The 16,985-nt window shown below is 64.9% G+C and carries 20 protein-coding genes; 10 read left to right on the forward strand and 10 right to left on the reverse strand.

Going from position 1 to position 16,985, the window contains the following annotated elements; all coding sequences use genetic code 11:
* Nucleotides 1-5: 5 nt before the first annotated feature.
* Nucleotides 6-968: an acetyl-CoA carboxylase carboxyltransferase subunit alpha gene (locus BOO69_RS01370; protein ID WP_071969618.1), complete on the reverse strand. Its 963-nt coding sequence runs from the start codon at nt 966-968 to the stop codon at nt 6-8.
* A 248-nt stretch (nt 969-1,216) separates the two neighbouring features.
* Between BOO69_RS01370 and BOO69_RS23535 the strand changes: the two genes are divergently transcribed.
* Nucleotides 1,217-1,348 (forward strand): hypothetical protein, encoded by a 132-nt coding sequence (locus tag BOO69_RS23535; RefSeq protein ID WP_257786724.1) that lies wholly within the window; start codon nt 1,217-1,219, stop codon nt 1,346-1,348.
* Nucleotides 1,349-1,382: 34 nt separating this feature from the next.
* Here BOO69_RS23535 and BOO69_RS01375 read toward each other — a convergent pair whose 3' ends face one another.
* Nucleotides 1,383-2,342, reverse strand: a complete 960-nt coding sequence (locus BOO69_RS01375; RefSeq protein WP_071969620.1) for an L-malyl-CoA/beta-methylmalyl-CoA lyase — start codon at nt 2,340-2,342, stop codon at nt 1,383-1,385.
* Between the two features lie 251 nt (nt 2,343-2,593).
* On the opposite strand from BOO69_RS01375, the gene dgcN reads away from it, so the two are divergent.
* Genes dgcN through BOO69_RS01395 form a run of 4 tightly spaced genes read left to right on the forward strand, consistent with a single transcriptional unit; the run spans nt 2,594 to nt 6,106 of the window.
* Entirely contained in the window at nt 2,594-3,595 is a 1,002-nt protein-coding gene (gene dgcN, locus BOO69_RS01380; protein ID WP_071969622.1) for an N-acetyltransferase DgcN, read from the forward strand.
* A 44-nt stretch (nt 3,596-3,639) separates the two neighbouring features.
* Nucleotides 3,640-4,605 carry an N-acetyl-D-Glu racemase DgcA gene (gene dgcA, locus BOO69_RS01385; protein WP_071969624.1) on the forward strand — a complete coding sequence of 322 codons (966 nt, stop codon included), beginning with the start codon at nt 3,640-3,642 and terminating at the stop codon, nt 4,603-4,605.
* 2 nt (nt 4,606-4,607) lie between these two features.
* Entirely contained in the window at nt 4,608-5,234 is a 627-nt protein-coding gene (locus BOO69_RS01390; protein ID WP_071969626.1) for a 3'-5' exonuclease family protein, read from the forward strand.
* 11 nt (nt 5,235-5,245) lie between these two features.
* On the forward strand, nt 5,246-6,106 hold the full coding sequence (locus BOO69_RS01395) for a D-amino-acid transaminase (protein ID WP_071969627.1): 861 nt from the start codon (nt 5,246-5,248) through the stop codon (nt 6,104-6,106).
* 7 nt (nt 6,107-6,113) lie between these two features.
* On the opposite strand, the gene BOO69_RS01400 is transcribed toward BOO69_RS01395, so the two are convergent.
* A complete protein-coding gene (locus BOO69_RS01400) occupies nt 6,114-7,178 on the reverse strand; it encodes a calcium-binding protein (RefSeq protein ID WP_071969630.1) in 1,065 nt (354 codons plus the stop codon).
* Nucleotides 7,179-7,381: 203 nt separating this feature from the next.
* Entirely contained in the window at nt 7,382-9,064 is a 1,683-nt protein-coding gene (locus BOO69_RS01405) for an ABC transporter substrate-binding protein (RefSeq protein ID WP_071969631.1), read from the reverse strand.
* A gap of 545 nt (nt 9,065-9,609) precedes the next feature.
* Here BOO69_RS01405 and BOO69_RS01410 point away from each other — a divergent pair.
* The 4 genes from BOO69_RS01410 to BOO69_RS01425 all read left to right on the forward strand — a co-directional run bounded on the left by BOO69_RS01410 (nt 9,610) and on the right by BOO69_RS01425 (nt 12,393).
* A complete protein-coding gene (locus BOO69_RS01410; RefSeq protein WP_071969633.1) occupies nt 9,610-10,509 on the forward strand; it encodes a DMT family transporter in 900 nt (299 codons plus the stop codon).
* 249 nt (nt 10,510-10,758) lie between these two features.
* Nucleotides 10,759-11,145 (forward strand): 50S ribosomal protein L19, encoded by a 387-nt coding sequence (gene rplS, locus BOO69_RS01415; protein ID WP_071969635.1) that lies wholly within the window; start codon nt 10,759-10,761, stop codon nt 11,143-11,145.
* An 11-nt stretch (nt 11,146-11,156) separates the two neighbouring features.
* Nucleotides 11,157-11,378 (forward strand): 50S ribosomal protein L31, encoded by a 222-nt coding sequence (rpmE, locus tag BOO69_RS01420; RefSeq protein ID WP_071969636.1) that lies wholly within the window; start codon nt 11,157-11,159, stop codon nt 11,376-11,378.
* Nucleotides 11,379-11,571: 193 nt separating this feature from the next.
* Nucleotides 11,572-12,393: a hypothetical protein gene (locus BOO69_RS01425; RefSeq protein ID WP_071969639.1), complete on the forward strand. Its 822-nt coding sequence runs from the start codon at nt 11,572-11,574 to the stop codon at nt 12,391-12,393.
* Nucleotides 12,394-12,402: 9 nt separating this feature from the next.
* Here BOO69_RS01425 and BOO69_RS01430 read toward each other — a convergent pair whose 3' ends face one another.
* The gene (locus BOO69_RS01430; protein ID WP_071969641.1) at nt 12,403-13,083 is read right to left on the reverse strand and encodes a hypothetical protein; all 681 of its coding nucleotides are present in this window, start codon (nt 13,081-13,083) and stop codon (nt 12,403-12,405) included.
* Between the two features lie 237 nt (nt 13,084-13,320).
* Between BOO69_RS01430 and BOO69_RS01435 the strand changes: the two genes are divergently transcribed.
* Nucleotides 13,321-14,130 (forward strand): division plane positioning ATPase MipZ, encoded by an 810-nt coding sequence (locus BOO69_RS01435; RefSeq protein ID WP_071969643.1) that lies wholly within the window; start codon nt 13,321-13,323, stop codon nt 14,128-14,130.
* Here the strand turns inward: BOO69_RS01435 and trmD are convergent.
* The 5 genes from trmD to bluB are packed head-to-tail and all read right to left on the reverse strand — an operon-like array spanning nt 14,127 to nt 16,984.
* Nucleotides 14,127-14,912, reverse strand: coding sequence for a tRNA (guanosine(37)-N1)-methyltransferase TrmD (gene trmD, locus BOO69_RS01440; RefSeq protein ID WP_071969645.1), 786 nt, complete (start codon nt 14,910-14,912; stop codon nt 14,127-14,129). The genes BOO69_RS01435 and trmD overlap by 4 nt on opposite strands.
* Entirely contained in the window at nt 14,909-15,691 is a 783-nt protein-coding gene (locus BOO69_RS01445) for a hypothetical protein (protein ID WP_071969647.1), read from the reverse strand. The genes trmD and BOO69_RS01445 overlap by 4 nt, the downstream gene beginning before the upstream one ends.
* Nucleotides 15,691-16,209, reverse strand: a complete 519-nt coding sequence (rimM, locus tag BOO69_RS01450; RefSeq protein WP_071969649.1) for a ribosome maturation factor RimM — start codon at nt 16,207-16,209, stop codon at nt 15,691-15,693. Before rimM ends, BOO69_RS01445 begins: the two co-directional genes overlap by 1 nt.
* Nucleotides 16,206-16,355 (reverse strand): hypothetical protein, encoded by a 150-nt coding sequence (locus BOO69_RS23165; RefSeq protein WP_172839479.1) that lies wholly within the window; start codon nt 16,353-16,355, stop codon nt 16,206-16,208. The genes rimM and BOO69_RS23165 overlap by 4 nt, the downstream gene beginning before the upstream one ends.
* A complete protein-coding gene (gene bluB, locus BOO69_RS01455; protein WP_071969650.1) occupies nt 16,355-16,984 on the reverse strand; it encodes a 5,6-dimethylbenzimidazole synthase in 630 nt (209 codons plus the stop codon). Before bluB ends, BOO69_RS23165 begins: the two co-directional genes overlap by 1 nt.
* Nucleotide 16,985: the final 1 nt, after the last annotated feature.

Here is a 16,985-nt window from a genome sequence, read left to right on the forward strand (position 1 = left end):
ACAGCTCAGGCCGCCAGCCCCTTGGACCCCATGTCGAGGTATTTCTTGCGCCGGTCCGCGATCAGGGCCTTGGCATCCTTGCCGTCCAGTTCCGACAGCATCGACTCGATGGCGCTGCGCACCGCCGCAATCGCGGCGGGCGCGTCGCGGTGCGCGCCGCCCTTCGGTTCCGGAATGATCCGGTCGGTCACGCCCAGCTTGCGCAGATCGTCGGCGGTCAGGCGCATGGCCTCCGCCGCTTCGCGCATCTTCTCGGAATCCTTCCAGAGGATCGAGGCGCAGCCCTCGGGCGTGATGACGGAATAGACAGCGTGTTCCAGCATCGCGACCCTGTTGGCGGTGGCAAAGGCCACGGCCCCGCCGGAACCGCCTTCGCCGATGATGACGCTGACCAGCGGAACCCCGATCTGGAGACATTTCTCGGTCGAGCGCGCAATCGCTTCGGACTGGCCCCGTTCCTCGGCGCCCTTTCCGGGATAGGCGCCGGGCGTGTCGACCAGCGTGATGACCGGCAGGCCGAACTTGCCCGCCAGTTCCATCAGGCGCACCGCCTTGCGATACCCTTCGGGCCGGGCCATGCCGAAATTGCGTTCGATCCGCGATTTGGTGTCGTTGCCCTTTTCGTGGCCGATCACCATGACCGGCCGGTCGTTGAACCGGGCCAGCCCGCCCATCACCGCAAGGTCGTCGGCAAAGTTGCGGTCCCCCGCCAGCGGCGTGAATTCGGTGAACATGGCATCGACGTAGTCCTTGCAGTGCGGGCGTTCGGGGTGCCGTGCGACCTGGCACTTGCGCCAGGGCGTCAACGATCCATAGATTTCGTCCAGAAGGCTTGCCGCCTTGGCATCCAGCGCCTTGGCTTCGGCGGTGATGTCCATCTCGTCGTTCGCCCGCGCCATCGCGCGCAATTCTTCTGCCTTGCCTTCGATCTCGGCGAGGGGTTTTTCGAAATCCAGGTACTGCGTCATGTCATGCTCCGCCTTGTTGCGCGATATATGACCTTACAAGCGACGGTTTGCAACGTGACCGGCGCGGCTGCCCCGGTTCAAGGCAGGCTCGCCCTTGTTTCAATCTTGCGGACAGTCTCGGAAAAGCGGCGGAATTGCGGCAGGCGGAGTGGTCAAAACACTCTGTTTCCCGCGTTTTTCTTGTGGAGTGGGCGGCCTGGGGAAAGCATGCTGCCAATAGGGGCGAGAAAGAGGCGAGGGAGGTCGCGATGGCGCTGGTGAATTACATTCTTGCCGGAATGCTGGGCACGGTGGTGGCGATGGCGCTCTACCAGCACCGCGTGAGTTTCGAGGGCGGCTTCGTTCCGCGCCCGCACACGGAAGAACGACGCGCAGGCTGAACGGCCCGGACCAGCCGGGCCGCCCCGCCGCCGTTCAGCGGTTCGCGATCATCTCGGACTGACGGACAATCACTTCGGCCTGCTTGATGCTCGCGATGTCCACGAGCCGCCCCTTGTAGACGGTCGCCCCTTCGCCATTGGCCTTGGCCTTTTCCATCGCCTCAAGGATCTCGCGCGCCTCTGCCACGGCCTCGTCGGACGGGGTGAAGACCTCGTTCGAAATGGCGATCTGCTTGGGGTGGATCGCCCACTTGCCGACCATGCCCAGCGTTGCGGAACGGCGCGCCTGCGCGCGGCAACCCTCGTCGTCGGAAAAGTCGCCGAAGGGGCCGTCGACAGGCAGGATGCCGTGGGTCCGGCAGGCGGCGACGATGGCGGCCTGTGCCCAGTGCCACGGATCGGACCAGTGCTTCTGCCCGTCCCGCAGCATATAGTAGTTTTCCTGCGTGCCGCCGATGCCGGTCGTCTGCATGCCCATCGACGCGGCGAAATCGGCCGCGCCGAGGCTCATCGCTTCGAGTCGGGGAGACGACGCGGCGATCTCCTCGACGTGGGCGATACCGGCGGCGGATTCGATGATGACCTCCAGCGCGATCGGCTTGCTTCGCCCCTTGGCGCGCTCCACCGCGGTCACGAGCGCATCGACCGCGTAGACGTCCGCAGCGCACCCCACCTTGGGAATCATGATCATGTCGAGCCGTTCCGACGCCTGCTCGAGCAGATCGACAACGTCGCGGTACCAGTAGGGGGTGTCGAGGCTGTTGATCCGCACCGACAGCGTCTTGTTGCCCCAGTCGACGGAATTGATCGCCTCGATCACGTTGGCGCGGGCCATCTCCTTGTCATTCGGGCCGACCGAATCCTCGAGGTCGAGGTTGATCACGTCCGCCTCGGACGCCGCCATTTTCTCGAACAGCTTCTTGTTCGATCCGGGTCCGAAAAGCTGGCAGCGGTTCGGGCGGGCGGGCGGCGTGGGCTGAATGCGGAAAGACATGATGGTGCTCCCTCGTGGCGAAACAATATTGCGGTTTTTCTCCGTTTGCAGATATGAAATTACGCAATGTGCTGCAAGCAGGATTTCGCAGGTGCAGCATCGGGCGCGGGGCCGCTTTGCAATAATATTGCGCATGTCGGACAGTTGGCGCTGGATACTTGTCGCCTCGCTGCTATTCCTACTGGAATTGCAATCGCGTTGCGTGCGGGATAGCGCAACATGCGTAAAATCGAACCGAACGGAGAGCTGCCATGATCGAGACCCCCTATCTGTTGTTCCTGGGCGATGCCCCCGACCAGCTCGCCGCCAAGGTGGCGCAGGGGATCAAGGACTGGCGTCCTGACAACGCGGTGGGCCAGTTCCGCATGGATGGCTGCAAGGCCGATGTGGGCCTCAAGGACATGACGCTCGCCGAAGCCAAGGAAGCGGGTGCCAAGACGCTGGTGATCGGTGTGGCGAACCGCGGCGGCGTCATCTCCGCCGCCTGGAAGGAAGTCCTGGTCGAAGCGTTGAACATGGGCTTCGACCTTGCATCGGGCCTGCACAACCTGCTCTCCAAGGAAAAGGTGCTCGTCGCGGCGGCAGAACAGAACGGCCGTGCCCTGCATGACGTGCGCGTGCCCAACGTCGAGTATCCCATCGCGAACGGCAAGAAGCGGACCGGCAAGCGCGTGCTGGCCGTCGGCACCGACTGCTCCGTCGGCAAGATGTATACCGCGCTCGCACTGGATGCCGCGATGAAGAAGCGTGGCATGAAATCCAGCTTCCGCGCCACCGGCCAGACCGGGATCCTGATCACCGGCGAGGGCGTGCCGCTTGACGCCGTCATCGCCGACTTCATGGCCGGTTCGATCGAATATCTCACGCCCGACAACGATCCCGATCACTGGGACATCATCGAGGGGCAAGGCAGCCTCTTCCACGTCAGCTATTCCGGCGTCACGCTGGCGCTGATCCACGGCGGGCAACCCGATGCCCTGATCCTCTGCCATGAACCCACGCGTCCGCACATGCGGGGCCTGCCGGATTACACGCCGCCCACGCTCGAAGCCGTGCGCGACCTGTCCCTGACCATGGCGCGGGTCGCCAATCCCGACTGCAAGGTGGTCGGCATCTCGGTCAACACGCAGCATCTGTCGGAACAGGAGGCAAAGGATTACCTCGCCAAGGTCGAGGCCGAAATGGGCCTGCCTGCCGTCGATCCCTTCCGTCATGGCGCTGACCGCCTTGCAGAGGCGCTAGAGGCGATCTGAACCGCGCACCCGCGCGGTGCACACGACCAGATAAAGGAGCGATCATGCGCATTGAAGTGAGCCGGGACGTCTTTCCGCTGGCGCAGGTCTTCACCATTTCCCGCGGTTCCCGGACGGAGGCGCAGGTGCTGACCGTCCGCGTGCAGGCGGATGACGTCACCGGCTGGGGCGAATGTGTGCCCTACGCCCGATATGACGAGACACTGGACAGCGTGGCGGCGCAAATCGAAGCGTTGAGCGGTGATATCACGCGCGACCGGCTGTACGATCTGCTGCCCGCCGGCGCGGCGCGGAACGCGGTCGACTGCGCCCTGTGGGATCTCGAGGCGAAACGCGCGGGCAAGCGTGTCTGGGAACTGGCCGGGCTCGCTGCGCCCAAGCCCGAGATCACGGCCTACACCCTGTCGCTGGCCGACCCTGCCGAGATGCAGGCACAGGCCGCCAAGAACGCGCACCGCCCCCTTCTCAAGATCAAGCTGGGCACACCCGACGACATGCCGCGGCTCGAAGCCGTGCGCGCCGGCGCGCCGAATTCGACCATCATCGTGGACGCCAATGAAGGCTGGTCGGCGGCGGTCTATGCCGACCTCGCGCCGCATCTGGTGCGCCTTGGCGTGGCGCTCGTGGAACAGCCCCTCCCCGCAGGCGAGGACGAGGCGCTGATCGGCATGGACCGGCCCGTGCCGGTCTGCGCGGACGAAAGCGCGCACGACTGTGCCAGTCTGCCGAAACTGAAGGGCAAGTACGACGTCGTGAACATCAAGCTCGACAAGACCGGCGGGCTGACCGAGGCATTGCGCCTGCGCGAAGCGGCGCTGGCAGAGGGCTACGACGTGATGGTCGGCTGCATGGTGGGCTCGTCGCTCGCGATGGCGCCCGCGACGCTGGTGGCGCAGGGGGCAAGGGTCGTCGACCTCGACGGACCGCTGCTGCTGGCAGAGGATCGCGAAACGCCGCTGGTCTTCGACGACAGGGGCGTGCATCCGCCGGACGCGGCGCTCTGGGGATAAGCATGGATTTCGCGACGGTCTACGACTGCGAATTCCTGACCGCCCCCGGCGCACCGACCCGGTTCTGGTGTGGGCCGCATGATCCCGACCCGCTGTGCATCCAGATCGGCGCGGTACGGCTGGGACTGACCGCGCCTTTCGCGGTGTCGGAACCGGTGGGCTGGTTTGTCGAACCCCGAGACCGGGACGGTGCCATCGCCGCGGTGGACCCGCTGGTGACGCGGCTGTGCGGGATCGACGACGCGCTGCTGGCGCGCGAAGGCATCGCGCTCGTCGACGCGCTCGGCCATCTTTCGGAATTCGCCCGGGACGGCCTTCTGCTGGCCTGGGGCAAGGACGACCTGCTTGGCCTCGCCCCGTCGCTTTTCGTGCAGGGCCTGACCTGTCCGATCCCGCCAGCCCGGTTTCGCAATGCAACCGCGCTTCTGATCGCGGCCGGCGAAAGCGCGGAGACCGTTCACGGCTTGCGCAGCAATACGATTTGTGACCACTACGGCCTGAAGGCACCGGGCCCGGCCCACGATGCCCGCGCCGATGCCGCCGGCGTGGCCACCGCGCTGAGCCACCTTTTGCAGACCGGGCGACTGCGGCCCGCAGATATCACCGGGCTTGCCCCGGCACGAGGTTGAGAGGAAACGAGATGACCCGTACCGTCTATGTCAACGGCCAGTACCTGCCCGAAACCGAAGCTACCGTGTCCATCTTCGACCGCGGTTTCCTGATGGCCGATGGCGTCTACGAGGTCACGTCCGTACTGGATGGCAAGCTGATCGACTTTGACGGCCATGCCATCCGTCTCAGCCGGTCGCTCAACGAGCTCGAGATGAAGAACCCGATCAGCAAGGCCGACCTGCTTGAGGTACACCGCGAGCTGGTGCGCCTCAACGAGATCGAGGAAGGGCTGGTCTATCTCCAGATCACCCGAGGGTCCGACGGAGACCGCGATTTTGCCTATCCCGCGCCCGAGACCGAGCCGACCATCGTCCTGTTCACGCAGAACAAGCCGGGGCTGGCCGACAATCCCGCCGCGCGCAAGGGGGCCAAGGTCATCAGCATCGAGGACATCCGCTGGGGTCGCCGCGACATCAAGACGGTGCAGCTGCTCTATCCGTCCATGGGCAAGATGATGGCCAAGAAGGCCGGCTGCGACGACGCCTGGATGGTCCAGGACGGCTACGTGACCGAGGGCACGTCGAACAACGCCTATATCGTGAAGGGCAACAAGATCATCACCCGCGCCCTCGGCAACGAGATCCTGCACGGCATCACACGTGCCGCGGTGCTGCGCTTCGCCCGCGAGGCGCAGATGGAAATCGAAGAGCGCAATTTCACCATCGACGAGGCCAAGGAGGCGGATGAAGCCTTTACCACGTCGGCCTCGGCGTTCGTCATGCCTGTGGTGGAAATCGACGGCGTGGCGCTGGGCGACGGTACGCCGGGCCGCGTGGCCCCGCGCCTGCGCGAGATCTACCTCGACGAGATGCGCAAGAAGGCAGTCTGACCCACGGTTAGGCAGCGGTCACGACAGTTGCCTGCGGCGGGGCGACGATGTCTACGTCGTCGATATCCGCCTCTTGCAGGCCCTGGAGGATGGCCAGCGCCTCGCCGCCCCGGCTGACGATTACGCTATCCAGCGTTCGGTTGTACCTCAGGTCAATGTCAAAGGACGCGCCGGGTTCGGGACGGGGGGAAAAGCTGACTTCCAGCACGTCTTCTGCGGTGTCGAAATCCGTGATTTGTATGGCATCCTGGTCGCCGTGGCCGTAAGACCGGCGGACGTCGATCAGGTCCGCACCAGCGCCCCCAGTCACGACATCGCCGTTGTCGGCGGAGATGGCGTCATCGCCGTTGCCGCCGAAGATGGTGTCGCCGATCGGCTGGGTCGGATCGTCGGGCCGTCTGTCAATGGCGGACAGGGTGTCGTCGCCATCGTCCCCGTACAGCACGTCAGCGCCGTAGCCATCACGAATCTCGTCGTTTCCGGCGCCCCCGTAAATCGTATCGTCGCCAAAGGTGCGACCGCTGTAGGATACAGCGTCATCGTCGCCGGCGCCCAATAGGATCAGGTCGTCGCCCGAGCTGCCATCGACCGAGTCGTCGCCGGAGCCGGCATAAACCGTGTCGTCACCCGCTCCCGCGTTGATGTTATCATTGCCCCCGCGCGCGCGGATCAGGTCATCGCCGCCGTCGCCCACGGGGTTGTCATTGCCTTCGCCGGTGTCGATCGTGTCGTTCCCGTCGCCACCCAGCACCTGATCGTCGCCGTCAAAGCTGATCACGCTGTCGTCGCCCGGCCCGCCGGAAAGCGTATCGGCTGCATCGCTGCCGACCAGCGTATCGTCGCCGCCCCAGCCGCGTACGATCCCGCCCTCATCGCGGCTGTAGATCACTTCGTCGTTTCTCGTGCCAGTGAAATTGCCGTCATCCTCGGGGACCACGATCTGGTCCGGGCCGGTCTCGTCGGATGGTGTAGGTGTCGGGCCTGCATCGTTCTGTTCGGCCTCGTCGTCATTGTCGGTCAGGCCGATGAACAGTCCGAGGCCAAGCAGCGCGGGAAGCAGGTAGAGCAGCATGAAGATCCAATCGTTGACATTTGAAGCGTCGAAAACATGGGCAGGTCTCGGGCCGTAGTCAACAAACGCCGCCCTTGCTCCCTGTCTTGCGAAACAATGCGGTGCAAGGAGGCGGGATCGTATCTGATCAGTGTTCAATGCGCGGGTCCAAAAAAAAGGGGCCGCGTCGCGCGCGGCCCCCCGGTTCAGCGATGGATCGGCGCCTAGGCGTCGCCTGTCCAAGCCATCCGCGCCGGGTGGTATTCGAACCCGATGTGGTGCGCCGCGCCGACCAGGCCTTCCTTGGTGTGGTTGTACAGCGACCGCCAGTAGGGCTGGATCGTCACGCCATCCTCCTGCAGCATCGCCTCGCCCTTGGCCATCAGCTCGCGGCGCTTGTCCACGTCCGCCGTCGCCAGCGCCTCGGACAGCAATGCGTCGAACTCGGGGTTGGAATAGCCGAACTCGTTCCACGCCTCGCCCGTGCGATAGGCCAGCGCCCAGATTTGCACACCCAGCGGACGCGCGTTCCAGTTGGTCGAGCTGAACGGATACTTGGTCCAGTCGTTCCAGAAGGTCGAACCGGGAAGGATGGTCCGCTTGACGTTGATGCCGGCGTCCCGCAACTGCGCCGCCACCGCATCGGTGGTGTCCTTGCGCCATGCATCGTCGATCGAGAACAACTCGTGCTCGAAGTCGCCGTAGCCCGCTTCTTCCATCAGCGCCTTGGCGGCGGCGGGGTCGACCTTGAGCGGCGGCAGTTCCGCGTATTCGGGGTGCATCGGGCCGACGTGGTGGTTCGCGGCGACGATGCCGCGACCGGCATAGCCCAGTTCAAGCAGGATCTCGTTGTCCACGGCCATCGAAATGGCCTGGCGCACGCGCTTGTCCTCGTAAGGGCGCTTGCCATCGACTTCGGCCAGCTGGTTCGGCCGGATGACGATGGTCGCGGCGGTTGCGATCTCGTTCTGCACCCAGCCGTCCAGGGTGTTCATGATGTCGATGTATTCGCCTTCCATGGAGTAGAACGCGTCCACTTCCTCGGCTTCGGCGGCGGCGATCCACGCCGACGGGTCGGTGCCGTAGTCGATGTACTCCAGCCGGTCGATATAGGGCCCGCCATAGACATCCGTTCCCCACCACGTGTGATCGGGGTTCTTGACCAGCACACCCTTCACGCCGACTTCGAGCGATTCAGGCAGGTAGGGGCCGGTGCCGACCGGGTTGTCGACCATGTTGTTCGCATCGAAGTCCGCCGGGACGATGGCGGCGGGATAGTCGGCCATGCCAGGGATCAGCGTGATGTCCGACACCGGCAGCTTCAGCTTGACGGTGTGGCTGTCCACCACTTCGATCGCACCTTCGATGGCCTGACCGGTTTCCTCGTCGATGAGCGATGCAAAGCGTCCCGCCATCGAGTTGCCTTCGAGCGACTTGTCGCACCAGCCGGTGATGTTGCGCGCGACGTCTTCGGCAGTGAAATCGTCACCGTTGTTCCATTTCACGCCCTGACGGACATTCAGCGTATATTCGGTCGCGTCGTCGTTGATTTCCCAGCTTTCCAGCAGGGCGGGGGTGAATGTCCCGTCGTTCTCCCAGATCGCGAGATACTCCAGCCACCCGCGCGAGAAGTTGGCGATCTGTGACCAGTCGTAGGTGCGCGGATCCTTCAGCGCGCGGACCTCCATCTGCATCCGGACGGTGCCGCCTTCCTTCATGTTGGCGTGGGCGTCCGCATAGGCGGGCGGGGCCATGCCGATCATGCCGTAGGCGGTCGCCGCGGTCGCGCCGAATGCGCTGGCGAGCGCCAGGAATTCCCGCCGGTTCACCGGGTTCTTCCGCGCGGATTCCGCGGATTCCAGAATGGATTGCGGAAGCGGTCTCCCGGTACGTGTCAAATATTCCATATTCTTCCTCTCTGTTGTCGGAGACCCTTTGGGGGCCGCCGTTGCGGTGCCCCGATCGGACACCGGGTAGCGCAGTTGATCTGCATCTGTGTGTTCACGGCCCGGTGGGCGCGCGCGAAGTGTCACGCAGTCCGACCTTCGAGGTCAAGCCCGACGCGCCATTTTGGCAGGTCGGGATCCTCAGGCCCAAGGCCGCCAAGCAGGGTCCGGCACGCGATGAACAATGCGGTTCTTCCTCTCGCGGTGACGGGCCGGAAGGGAACCGGCGGGTGCATCGACACGAAAACCGGCATTTCGGCGGCGCGATCTGTCGCCCCCGACAAAGCGGCAAGCGGCGAAATCACGTTCTCGGGGTTCGCGTCCCATCGGGAGGCCCCCCGGCATCGACCCCGGTCGCGGCGTGCTACGTTCCCAAAAAAATGTCGCTTTCCCGCCGGTGCTGACAGCCAGACCTGGCGGAGGGGGCGGCGCCCTGTCGAATCTTCCGCGCCCGATGCGGCGCGCAAGGCCTTTACCCGGCCGGAAAATTCGGTCACCGATGCGGCATGAACGACCAACTCAAGGGCCTGCTCATCACGCTGTTCGGCGTGCTTTGCATCGTTCCCGACTCCCTTTTTGTCAGGCTGATCGACGCGCCGGCGCTCGCCATCGCGTTCTGGCGCGCACTGCTGGTGGGCCTGATGATCGCGGTCGGGCTGATGGCGTGGCAGGGCACCGCGCCTTTCCGGACCTTCCTGCGCACGGGCTGGCCGGGCCTGATATACGTCGTCGCCATGGGGACGACCGGCGTGCTCTTCGTGCTGGCGGTCAGCCTGACATCGGTGGCCAACGTGGTCTTCATCATCGCGTCCCTGCCGGTGTTCGCCGCGCTCTTCAGCCGCATCGCGCTGGGAGAGCGGCTGAGCCCGCGGATGTACCTGACGATGGCGGCGGTGCTGCCGGGGCTGGCGGTGATTGCCTACGGGTCGGGCGAAACGGCGAACGCCTCGCTGGCGGGGGATCTTCTGGCGCTTGCGATTTCCGCGCTATTCGCCGCGGGCCTGACGGCCGTGCGGCTGGTCCGTCAGGTCTCCATGGTGCCGGGGGTGGCGATGGGGTACGTGCTCGGGGCGCTGGTGATCCTGCCCTGGGCACAGCCCCTCGCGATGCCGGTCGATCAGGCGCCGCTGGTGGCGATGCATGCGGCGCTGATCCTGGGCAGTTCCGTGCTGCTGGCGCTCGGGCCGCGCTACATCACCTCTGCCGAGGTGGGGCTTCTGATCCTGCTGGAATCCGTTTTCGCCCCCCTGCTGGCATGGTACTTCGTCGGCGAAGATCCCGGCGCCTACGCGCTCCTTGGTGGGTCCATCGTGGTCGGGGCGCTGTTCGCGTCGAATCTCGTTGTGCTGGCACGGCGCAAGCGGCGCCGCCCGGTGACACACCCGGACCGGCCGACCCTGCACTGAAACATGCGGTACTGGGCCGCCATGGCACTTGATCCCCGCCGCCAACCCTCCTATACCGCGCCCATCCGGAATCGCGCCACAGCGGCTCCGGTGCTTTGCGTTATGCGCAGGCGACAAGGAATATGATGCTACCTCCGGTGGGCCACCTCCCTTGCGGGAACACGGTGTAGACCCGACAGACAGACCGAAGCTCTTGGATCGGAAAATCAACTTCGTGGCATACCACGAGCATTTTTAGGAGAATGGTCAATGGACCTGATCGCACAAATCGAGGCGGAACAGATCGCCGAACTGGGCAAGGAAATCCCCGATTTCCGCGCCGGTGACACCATCCGCGTCGGCTTCAAGGTGACTGAAGGCACGCGCACCCGCGTGCAGAACTACGAAGGCGTCTGCATCTCGCGCAAGAACGGCCACGGCGTTGCCGGCTCGTTCACCGTTCGCAAGATCAGCTTCGGCGAAGGCGTGGAACGCGTGTTCCCCCTGCACTCCACCAACATCGACAGCATCACCGTCGTGCGCCGCGGTCGCGTGCGCCGCGCCAAGCTGTATTACCTGCGGTCGCGCCGGGGCAAATCCGCGCGCATCAGCGAAAACTCAAACTACAAGCCGCTCTCCTCGGGCGCCGACGCGTAAGGACCAGTTCGATGAAAGCAGATACACATCCCGACTACCACATGATCAACGTCAAGATGACGGATGGCACCGTGGTGGAAATGCGCTCCACCTGGGGCAAGGAAGGCGACCAGCTGTCGCTCGACATCGATCCCTCGGTGCATCCGGCGTGGACCGGCGGCTCCAGCCGCCTGATGGACACCGGCGGTCGCGTTTCCAAGTTCAAGAACAAGTACGCAGGGCTCGGCTTCTGAGCCGTCCCGCGATACAGCGGTCAAAGGCGCGTTCCCGGCGGGGACGCGCCTTTTTCTTTGGCGATCTCGGCATATCGTGTGGGTGCGCGTCGTCACGGTGCGGAAAGGCGCCGGTGTGCCGCATGGCCGGATGCGGTCTGGCAGGACCGACGGAAATCCCAATGCCCCCAGTTTCCTGCAAAGGCATGTGACTATGGACGCAGCAAAGGGTATCGCGCCCGTCTGGATAATCGGAGACAGCCATGTCTCGGCCTTTGTCGTGAATGGCAGCATGATCCCGGAATATCCGGCGGTTCAGGAAGGGCCATTTCCGCAGGTTCGCGCCTGCCGGCTCGGCCCCCAGTTGGCCGGAACGCTGCACCGCGAAACCTCGCGCACCGGCGGTCGGGCAAAGGCCATGGCGCTGATCGGGCAAATTCCCGAAGGCGCCAGCGTGTTCTTCATGTTCGGGGAAATCGACTGCCGTGCCCATATCGTCCGGCGCGCCGATCACCTCGATGCGCGGATCGATGCCAGCGTTGCCGAAGCGATCGACCACTACATGACCTTCGTCGAGGATTTCATTCGCGCGGCCGGGGCAGGGCGGTTCCGCCTTGGCGTGGTCGCGCCGCCGCCCACCTCGGCCAGTCTCGACCCGGCTTACGGCCACCCCGCAAATGATGTGCTGCGCCGACTTTCTGCCAGACCCAAGGGGCATCGCGCCCTGCGCATCGGGCGAAATTTCCTGCGCCGCCATTCCGGCTTGCGGCAGGCCATCGGGCTGACGCTGAACTACGCCGGCACGGAACAACAGCGCCGCAGGGCCGGGCAGGCTTTCGCTGAGCAGTTGCGCAAGGCTGCGGTCCATCGCGACCTAATGTTCATCGACATGCATGATCCCTTCCTCACCCCCGCTGCGGAGGTGCGCGCCGACTGCTACTGGGACGCCATCCACCTGAAGCAATCCGCCGTGACGGAGATCGCCCCGCAGTTCGAGGCGCTGGGGATCATGAATTTCTCCGGTACGGTCGGCTGAACCGCCCTGCTATCGGGGCAACGGCTGTCGCTCTCCGAACCGTTCCTGAAAGGACGCGACGGCCCCATGCGCGAGCAGGAGGTATCCCAGCAGTTCCAGACCTTCCTGAACGGCGGCCTTGACCTCCGGGGTATAGGCCGCGCCCATCACACCTTGCCAGACCGCGCCAGTCCCGAACAGGCGGCTGAACACGATCAACAGGAGCAGGCCCAGCGTGAAATAGGCACCTGATCTCGTGCCGAGGTGGTCGGCAAAGGCGGCGCGCAATCCAAAACGGTGCTTCCACGTGAAAACGCCCCCGATCCCCAGCGCCACGACAGCGGGGACCAGCCAGAAACCGTGATAGACAAGGTCGAACACTGAATCGTTCTCGCGGATCGCCATGCACGCCAGAAGCGTTGTCACGGCACTGAGGTAACCGGCATGCCCCAGCCGCAGGACAGCCCCGGTGGCGAAGATCAGCGTGGACACGATGATCAGACCAACCTGAAGCTTTTCCGTCAGGGTGTTCTCGGACATGGGCTGTCCGGCCACGGTCGTGTCGAGGAAAAGCACCAGCGGCGTCGCGACAAAGATGCACAGCAGCACGGCGATATCGACCAGCGCCGCCTGCAACTGGCTCTTCGATCCGATCTGGGAATTCGGAAAGTCGACCGTTTGCGATGGTTCCGCGTGTCTGAATGTGCGCATGTCTGTCTTTCGTTCGAGGGATGCGATCCACGGATCCGCATATTCCGGACAAACACCGCGGCTGGCGCAATGGTTGCGCGGAACGGTCAGTTAATTGCGTCAGGCGCGGTCATTCCGTCAAAGCCAGAACTTTGCGTCGAAAGGACACCGGCACTTTCCAAACTGGCATACCCCACATATAGTGTCGCACAACAATAACCTGCGTATCAAAGGCAGGTGCGGCAGAAGGGCAGCAGCATGGCGCATATCATCGTCGTCGGGAACGAAAAGGGCGGCGCGGGCAAGTCGACGGTGTCGATGCACGTGGCGACCGCTTTGGTTCGGATGGGGCACAAGGTCAGCGGTCTGGACCTGGACCTGAGACAGCGCACCTTCGGACGGTACGTCGAAAACCGGCGCGGTTTTCTCGCACAGGCGGAGCTGGACCTGCCCAGCCCCGAACTGCACGAACTCCCCGAGATCGAGGCAAGCACGCTGCGGCCCGGCGAAAACGTGTACGATCATCGTCTCAGCGCCGCCGTCGCGGCGATGGAGCCGGACAGCGACTTCATCCTGATCGACTGCCCCGGCTCGCATACCCGGCTGAGCCAGGTGGCGCATTCGCTGGCCGATACGCTGATCACGCCGCTCAACGACAGTTTCATCGATTTCGACCTGCTGGCCCATACAGACGCCAGCGGGGACAAGATCACCGGCCCCTCGGTCTATTCCGAGATGGTCTGGAACGCCCGGCAGCTTCGGGCGCAGGCGGGGCTGGCCCCGATCGACTGGGTCGTGGTGCGCAACCGCTTGGGGGCGCAGCGCATGGTGAACAAGGAAAAGATGGAGCGGGCGGTTGCCAATCTGGCCAAGCGCATCGGCTTCCGCGTCGCTCCGGGTTTCAGCGAGCGCGTGATCTTTCGCGAATTGTTCCCGCGTGGTTTGACACTGCTGGATCTCAAGGACATCGGGGTCAAGCAGCTGAATATTTCCAACGTCGCCGCGCGTCAGGAACTGCGCGACCTCATCAAGGCACTCAAGCTGCCGAACGTCACCGCCGACTTCTAGGTCTTCGTGCGGCGGGCCCACAGGTCCGGGCGCCGGGCCTCGGTCAGCGCTTCGGACTGCGCCCGCCGCCATTTCGCGATCTCGGCATGGTTGCCCGACATCAGGACCGGCGGGATATCCCGCCCTTGCCATGTCGCGGGCCGGGTGTACTGCGGATGCTCCAGCAGGCCACCCGAATGGCTTTCCTCCACCGCGCTGTCGGCGTTGCCCAGCACGCCCGGCAGCAGCCGGACGGTAGCGTCTATCATCGCCTGCGCGGCCAGTTCTCCGCCGGTCATGACGAAGTCACCCAGCGAAACCTCGGTCACGCCGTAGTGTTCCAGAACCCTCTCGTCGACACCCTCGAACCGGCCGCAAAGCATCGTCACCCCCGCGCAGGCCGCGAGGTCACTGGCCATGGCCTGATCGAAGGGCCTGCCGCGGGGCGACATGTAGAGGATCGGCCATCTTCCCCGCGCCTGACCCTGCGCCTCTTCGATCGCGGGGCCGACCACATCCGCGCGCATCACCATGCCGGCGCCTCCCCCGGCGGGGGTGTCGTCCACGTTGCGATGCTTGCCGATGCCATGGGCGCGCAGGTCGTGCGTGTGCAACTGCCAGATACCGTCCTTCAGGGCGCGGCCGGTCAGGCTTGCGCCCAGCACGCCCGGAAAAAGCTCGGGGAACAGCGTGATGACCCGCGCCTGCCAGATGTCGGCGTAATCCGGTGCGTCGCGCAGCAGCTCCCGCGGTTTCAGGCTGGCGCGGACGGACTGTCGCGCGTGGGACCGGGCGGGCTTCATCGCGCGTCCTTCAGGAGTTGTGCCTTGGCCGCGTTGCGCGCCTCCGCGGTATCCTGCGTCCGGTTGGCTTCCAGCATGGCCTGCAGGATCTCGGGCTTCAGCCGGGTGTTGGCAGGTGCCACCGGGACCAACCCGGCCCGGAGCGCGGCCGGCAGATCGCACAGGTCGAGCAGCGGATCGGCCGGGCCTAGCGGCAGGTCCAGGCAGCTTTCCAGCGCGCGATGGTGGACCGGCACCGGTACCCGGCTGGCAATTTCCGCGACCATGGCATCAAGGTTCGCCGCGCCGTGGTAACGGGCGGCGAAGTCCTCGAAGGGCAGTGTCATGTTCGACGCCTTGACGTGCTCTGCCCAGGCCGACTCCAGCCACGGTCCGGGCGCGCGGGTGGACAGGTAGATGAGGATCTCGGCCTCGGGATAGCGGGCACGGGCGATTTCCCAGAAGGCATAAAGAAGGATGGGGGCCGCCGAATAGTCCGCCAGCTCACCACGGCCGGGCAGGTGGCCCGACAGTTCCTCGGCAGAGATCACGAGCGTCCGGCGGGGCATGCCCGGCAGGTCATCCATCAGCCGCGTGAACCTGTCCTGCACTTTGATCAGCGTCAGCGGATCGCGCCAGGTCGAATAGCCGCGCGTGGCCGCAACGAGGTCTTTCATATGCCAGCGCAGGCGGAGTGCCACATGCTTCTTCAACGCCACGCGGTTCTCGCGCAGGACCGACTGGATCGTGCTTGTGCCGGTCTTGTGAAAGCCCGCGTGCAGGATGATCCGGCGTGGCATCAGGCGCGCGGATCCGGCAGCACGCCCTCGGGCGGATCCGCGACGATCCGGCCCGACGCGAGATCGACAGTGGGGACGGCCCGCTTGGTGAAGGGCAGGAAGGTGGTTGCCGAATTGCCGGCCAGCTGCAGCTCGAGCAGGTCGTCCGCACCGTGGTTCTGCACCGTCTTGACCCGACCCAGCAAAACCCCGCCGGTATCGTAGACCTCCAACCCGATCAGGTCGGCATGATAGAATTCGTCATCCGGAAGGCCGGGAAGCTGCGACCGTTCCGCATAGAGAGCGGTGCCGCGCAGGGCATCGGCGTCTTCCTTGGTCGCCACTTCGGGTATGCGCGCGGCAAAGCCGTTCTTGATCGGCCGCAGGATCGCCAGGGCAAAGCGGCGGCTGCCGTCCTCGGACCAGAGGGGGCTGTAGGATTCGATGTCCTCGGGGACCGCGCAGTAGCTCTTGACGCGAAGCTCGCCGCGTACCCCGTAAGCGCCGGCGATGGCGCCGACGCAAATCAGGTCGGTCATTGCAGCAGCTCCGAATTGACGCAGATCGTTCCCGTCCATCCGCCTTCTCCGGCGGCACATTCCTTGCGCATCTGCCAGCGGTCGTAAGCGACCCCAAGGGCGAAACCGATCGCGAGCGTGAGGATGAATGAAATCAGGCGAAACATCAGCGTTCCTCGATATGCAGGGCCGGGGCGCGGGTTTCCCAGCCCCTTGTTTCCAGTTCAGGCGTCAGGCTTTCCTCTTCGGGCCAACCGAGGCAGAGATAGGCCACCAGTGTCCAGTCCGCCGGTACCTCAAGATCGCGGCAGAGCCGTTCGGGGTCAAGGATGGACACCCAGCCGATACCCAGCCCGAGACTGCGGGCGGTCAGCCACATCATGGCGATGGCCCCGACCACCGAGTAGCGGCGCATCTCGGGCATGCTGGCGGCGCCCAGTCCGGCGCCCTTCGGCGTTGAGTCGTCACAGAAGATCGCGAGGTGCTCGGGCGCGTCGGCCATTCCCGACAGCTTGAGCGACGCGTAGAGCGCGGCCTTGTCACCGCTGTAGCCCCGCAGGGCATCGGCATTGGCAGTCTTGAAATTGTCGATGGCATGGCTGCGCGCGGCGTCTGACGTGACCCGGCAGATACGCCAGGGTTCACTGAGCCCGACGGAGGGCGCGAGGCCAAAGGTGTCGAGGCAGCGCTGCAGAAGATCCGCCTCGACCGGGGTGCGGCGAAAGCGGCGCACGTCGCGCCGCAAACGCATCAGATCAACGAGCCCGGCACGGAAATCGTCTGAAAACTGGTCCATG

Origin of the sequence: Sulfitobacter alexandrii (assembly GCF_001886735.1) — a bacterium.
Classification (GTDB): Bacteria; Pseudomonadota; Alphaproteobacteria; order Rhodobacterales; family Rhodobacteraceae; genus Sulfitobacter; species Sulfitobacter alexandrii.

Bases quoted from the DNA above. Each gene is read 5' to 3' on its own strand.
- BOO69_RS01370 (WP_071969618.1), bottom strand. From the start codon at position 968: ATGACGCAGTACCTGGATTTCGAAAAACCCCTCGCCGAGATCGAAGGC.
- BOO69_RS23535 (WP_257786724.1), top strand. From the start codon at position 1,217: ATGGCGCTGGTGAATTACATTCTTGCCGGAATGCTGGGCACGGTGGTG.
- BOO69_RS01375 (WP_071969620.1), bottom strand. From the start codon at position 2,342: ATGTCTTTCCGCATTCAGCCCACGCCGCCCGCCCGCCCGAACCGCTGC.
- dgcN (WP_071969622.1), top strand. From the start codon at position 2,594: ATGATCGAGACCCCCTATCTGTTGTTCCTGGGCGATGCCCCCGACCAG.
- dgcA (WP_071969624.1), top strand. From the start codon at position 3,640: ATGCGCATTGAAGTGAGCCGGGACGTCTTTCCGCTGGCGCAGGTCTTC.
- BOO69_RS01390 (WP_071969626.1), top strand. From the start codon at position 4,608: ATGGATTTCGCGACGGTCTACGACTGCGAATTCCTGACCGCCCCCGGC.
- BOO69_RS01395 (WP_071969627.1), top strand. From the start codon at position 5,246: ATGACCCGTACCGTCTATGTCAACGGCCAGTACCTGCCCGAAACCGAA.
- BOO69_RS01400 (WP_071969630.1), bottom strand. From the start codon at position 7,178: ATGCTGCTCTACCTGCTTCCCGCGCTGCTTGGCCTCGGACTGTTCATC.
- BOO69_RS01405 (WP_071969631.1), bottom strand. From the start codon at position 9,064: ATGGAATATTTGACACGTACCGGGAGACCGCTTCCGCAATCCATTCTG.
- BOO69_RS01410 (WP_071969633.1), top strand. From the start codon at position 9,610: ATGAACGACCAACTCAAGGGCCTGCTCATCACGCTGTTCGGCGTGCTT.
- rplS (WP_071969635.1), top strand. From the start codon at position 10,759: ATGGACCTGATCGCACAAATCGAGGCGGAACAGATCGCCGAACTGGGC.
- rpmE (WP_071969636.1), top strand. From the start codon at position 11,157: ATGAAAGCAGATACACATCCCGACTACCACATGATCAACGTCAAGATG.
- BOO69_RS01425 (WP_071969639.1), top strand. From the start codon at position 11,572: ATGGACGCAGCAAAGGGTATCGCGCCCGTCTGGATAATCGGAGACAGC.
- BOO69_RS01430 (WP_071969641.1), bottom strand. From the start codon at position 13,083: ATGCGCACATTCAGACACGCGGAACCATCGCAAACGGTCGACTTTCCG.
- BOO69_RS01435 (WP_071969643.1), top strand. From the start codon at position 13,321: ATGGCGCATATCATCGTCGTCGGGAACGAAAAGGGCGGCGCGGGCAAG.
- trmD (WP_071969645.1), bottom strand. From the start codon at position 14,912: ATGAAGCCCGCCCGGTCCCACGCGCGACAGTCCGTCCGCGCCAGCCTG.
- BOO69_RS01445 (WP_071969647.1), bottom strand. From the start codon at position 15,691: ATGCCACGCCGGATCATCCTGCACGCGGGCTTTCACAAGACCGGCACA.
- rimM (WP_071969649.1), bottom strand. From the start codon at position 16,209: ATGACCGACCTGATTTGCGTCGGCGCCATCGCCGGCGCTTACGGGGTA.
- BOO69_RS23165 (WP_172839479.1), bottom strand. From the start codon at position 16,355: ATGTTTCGCCTGATTTCATTCATCCTCACGCTCGCGATCGGTTTCGCC.
- bluB (WP_071969650.1), bottom strand. From the start codon at position 16,984: ATGGACCAGTTTTCAGACGATTTCCGTGCCGGGCTCGTTGATCTGATG.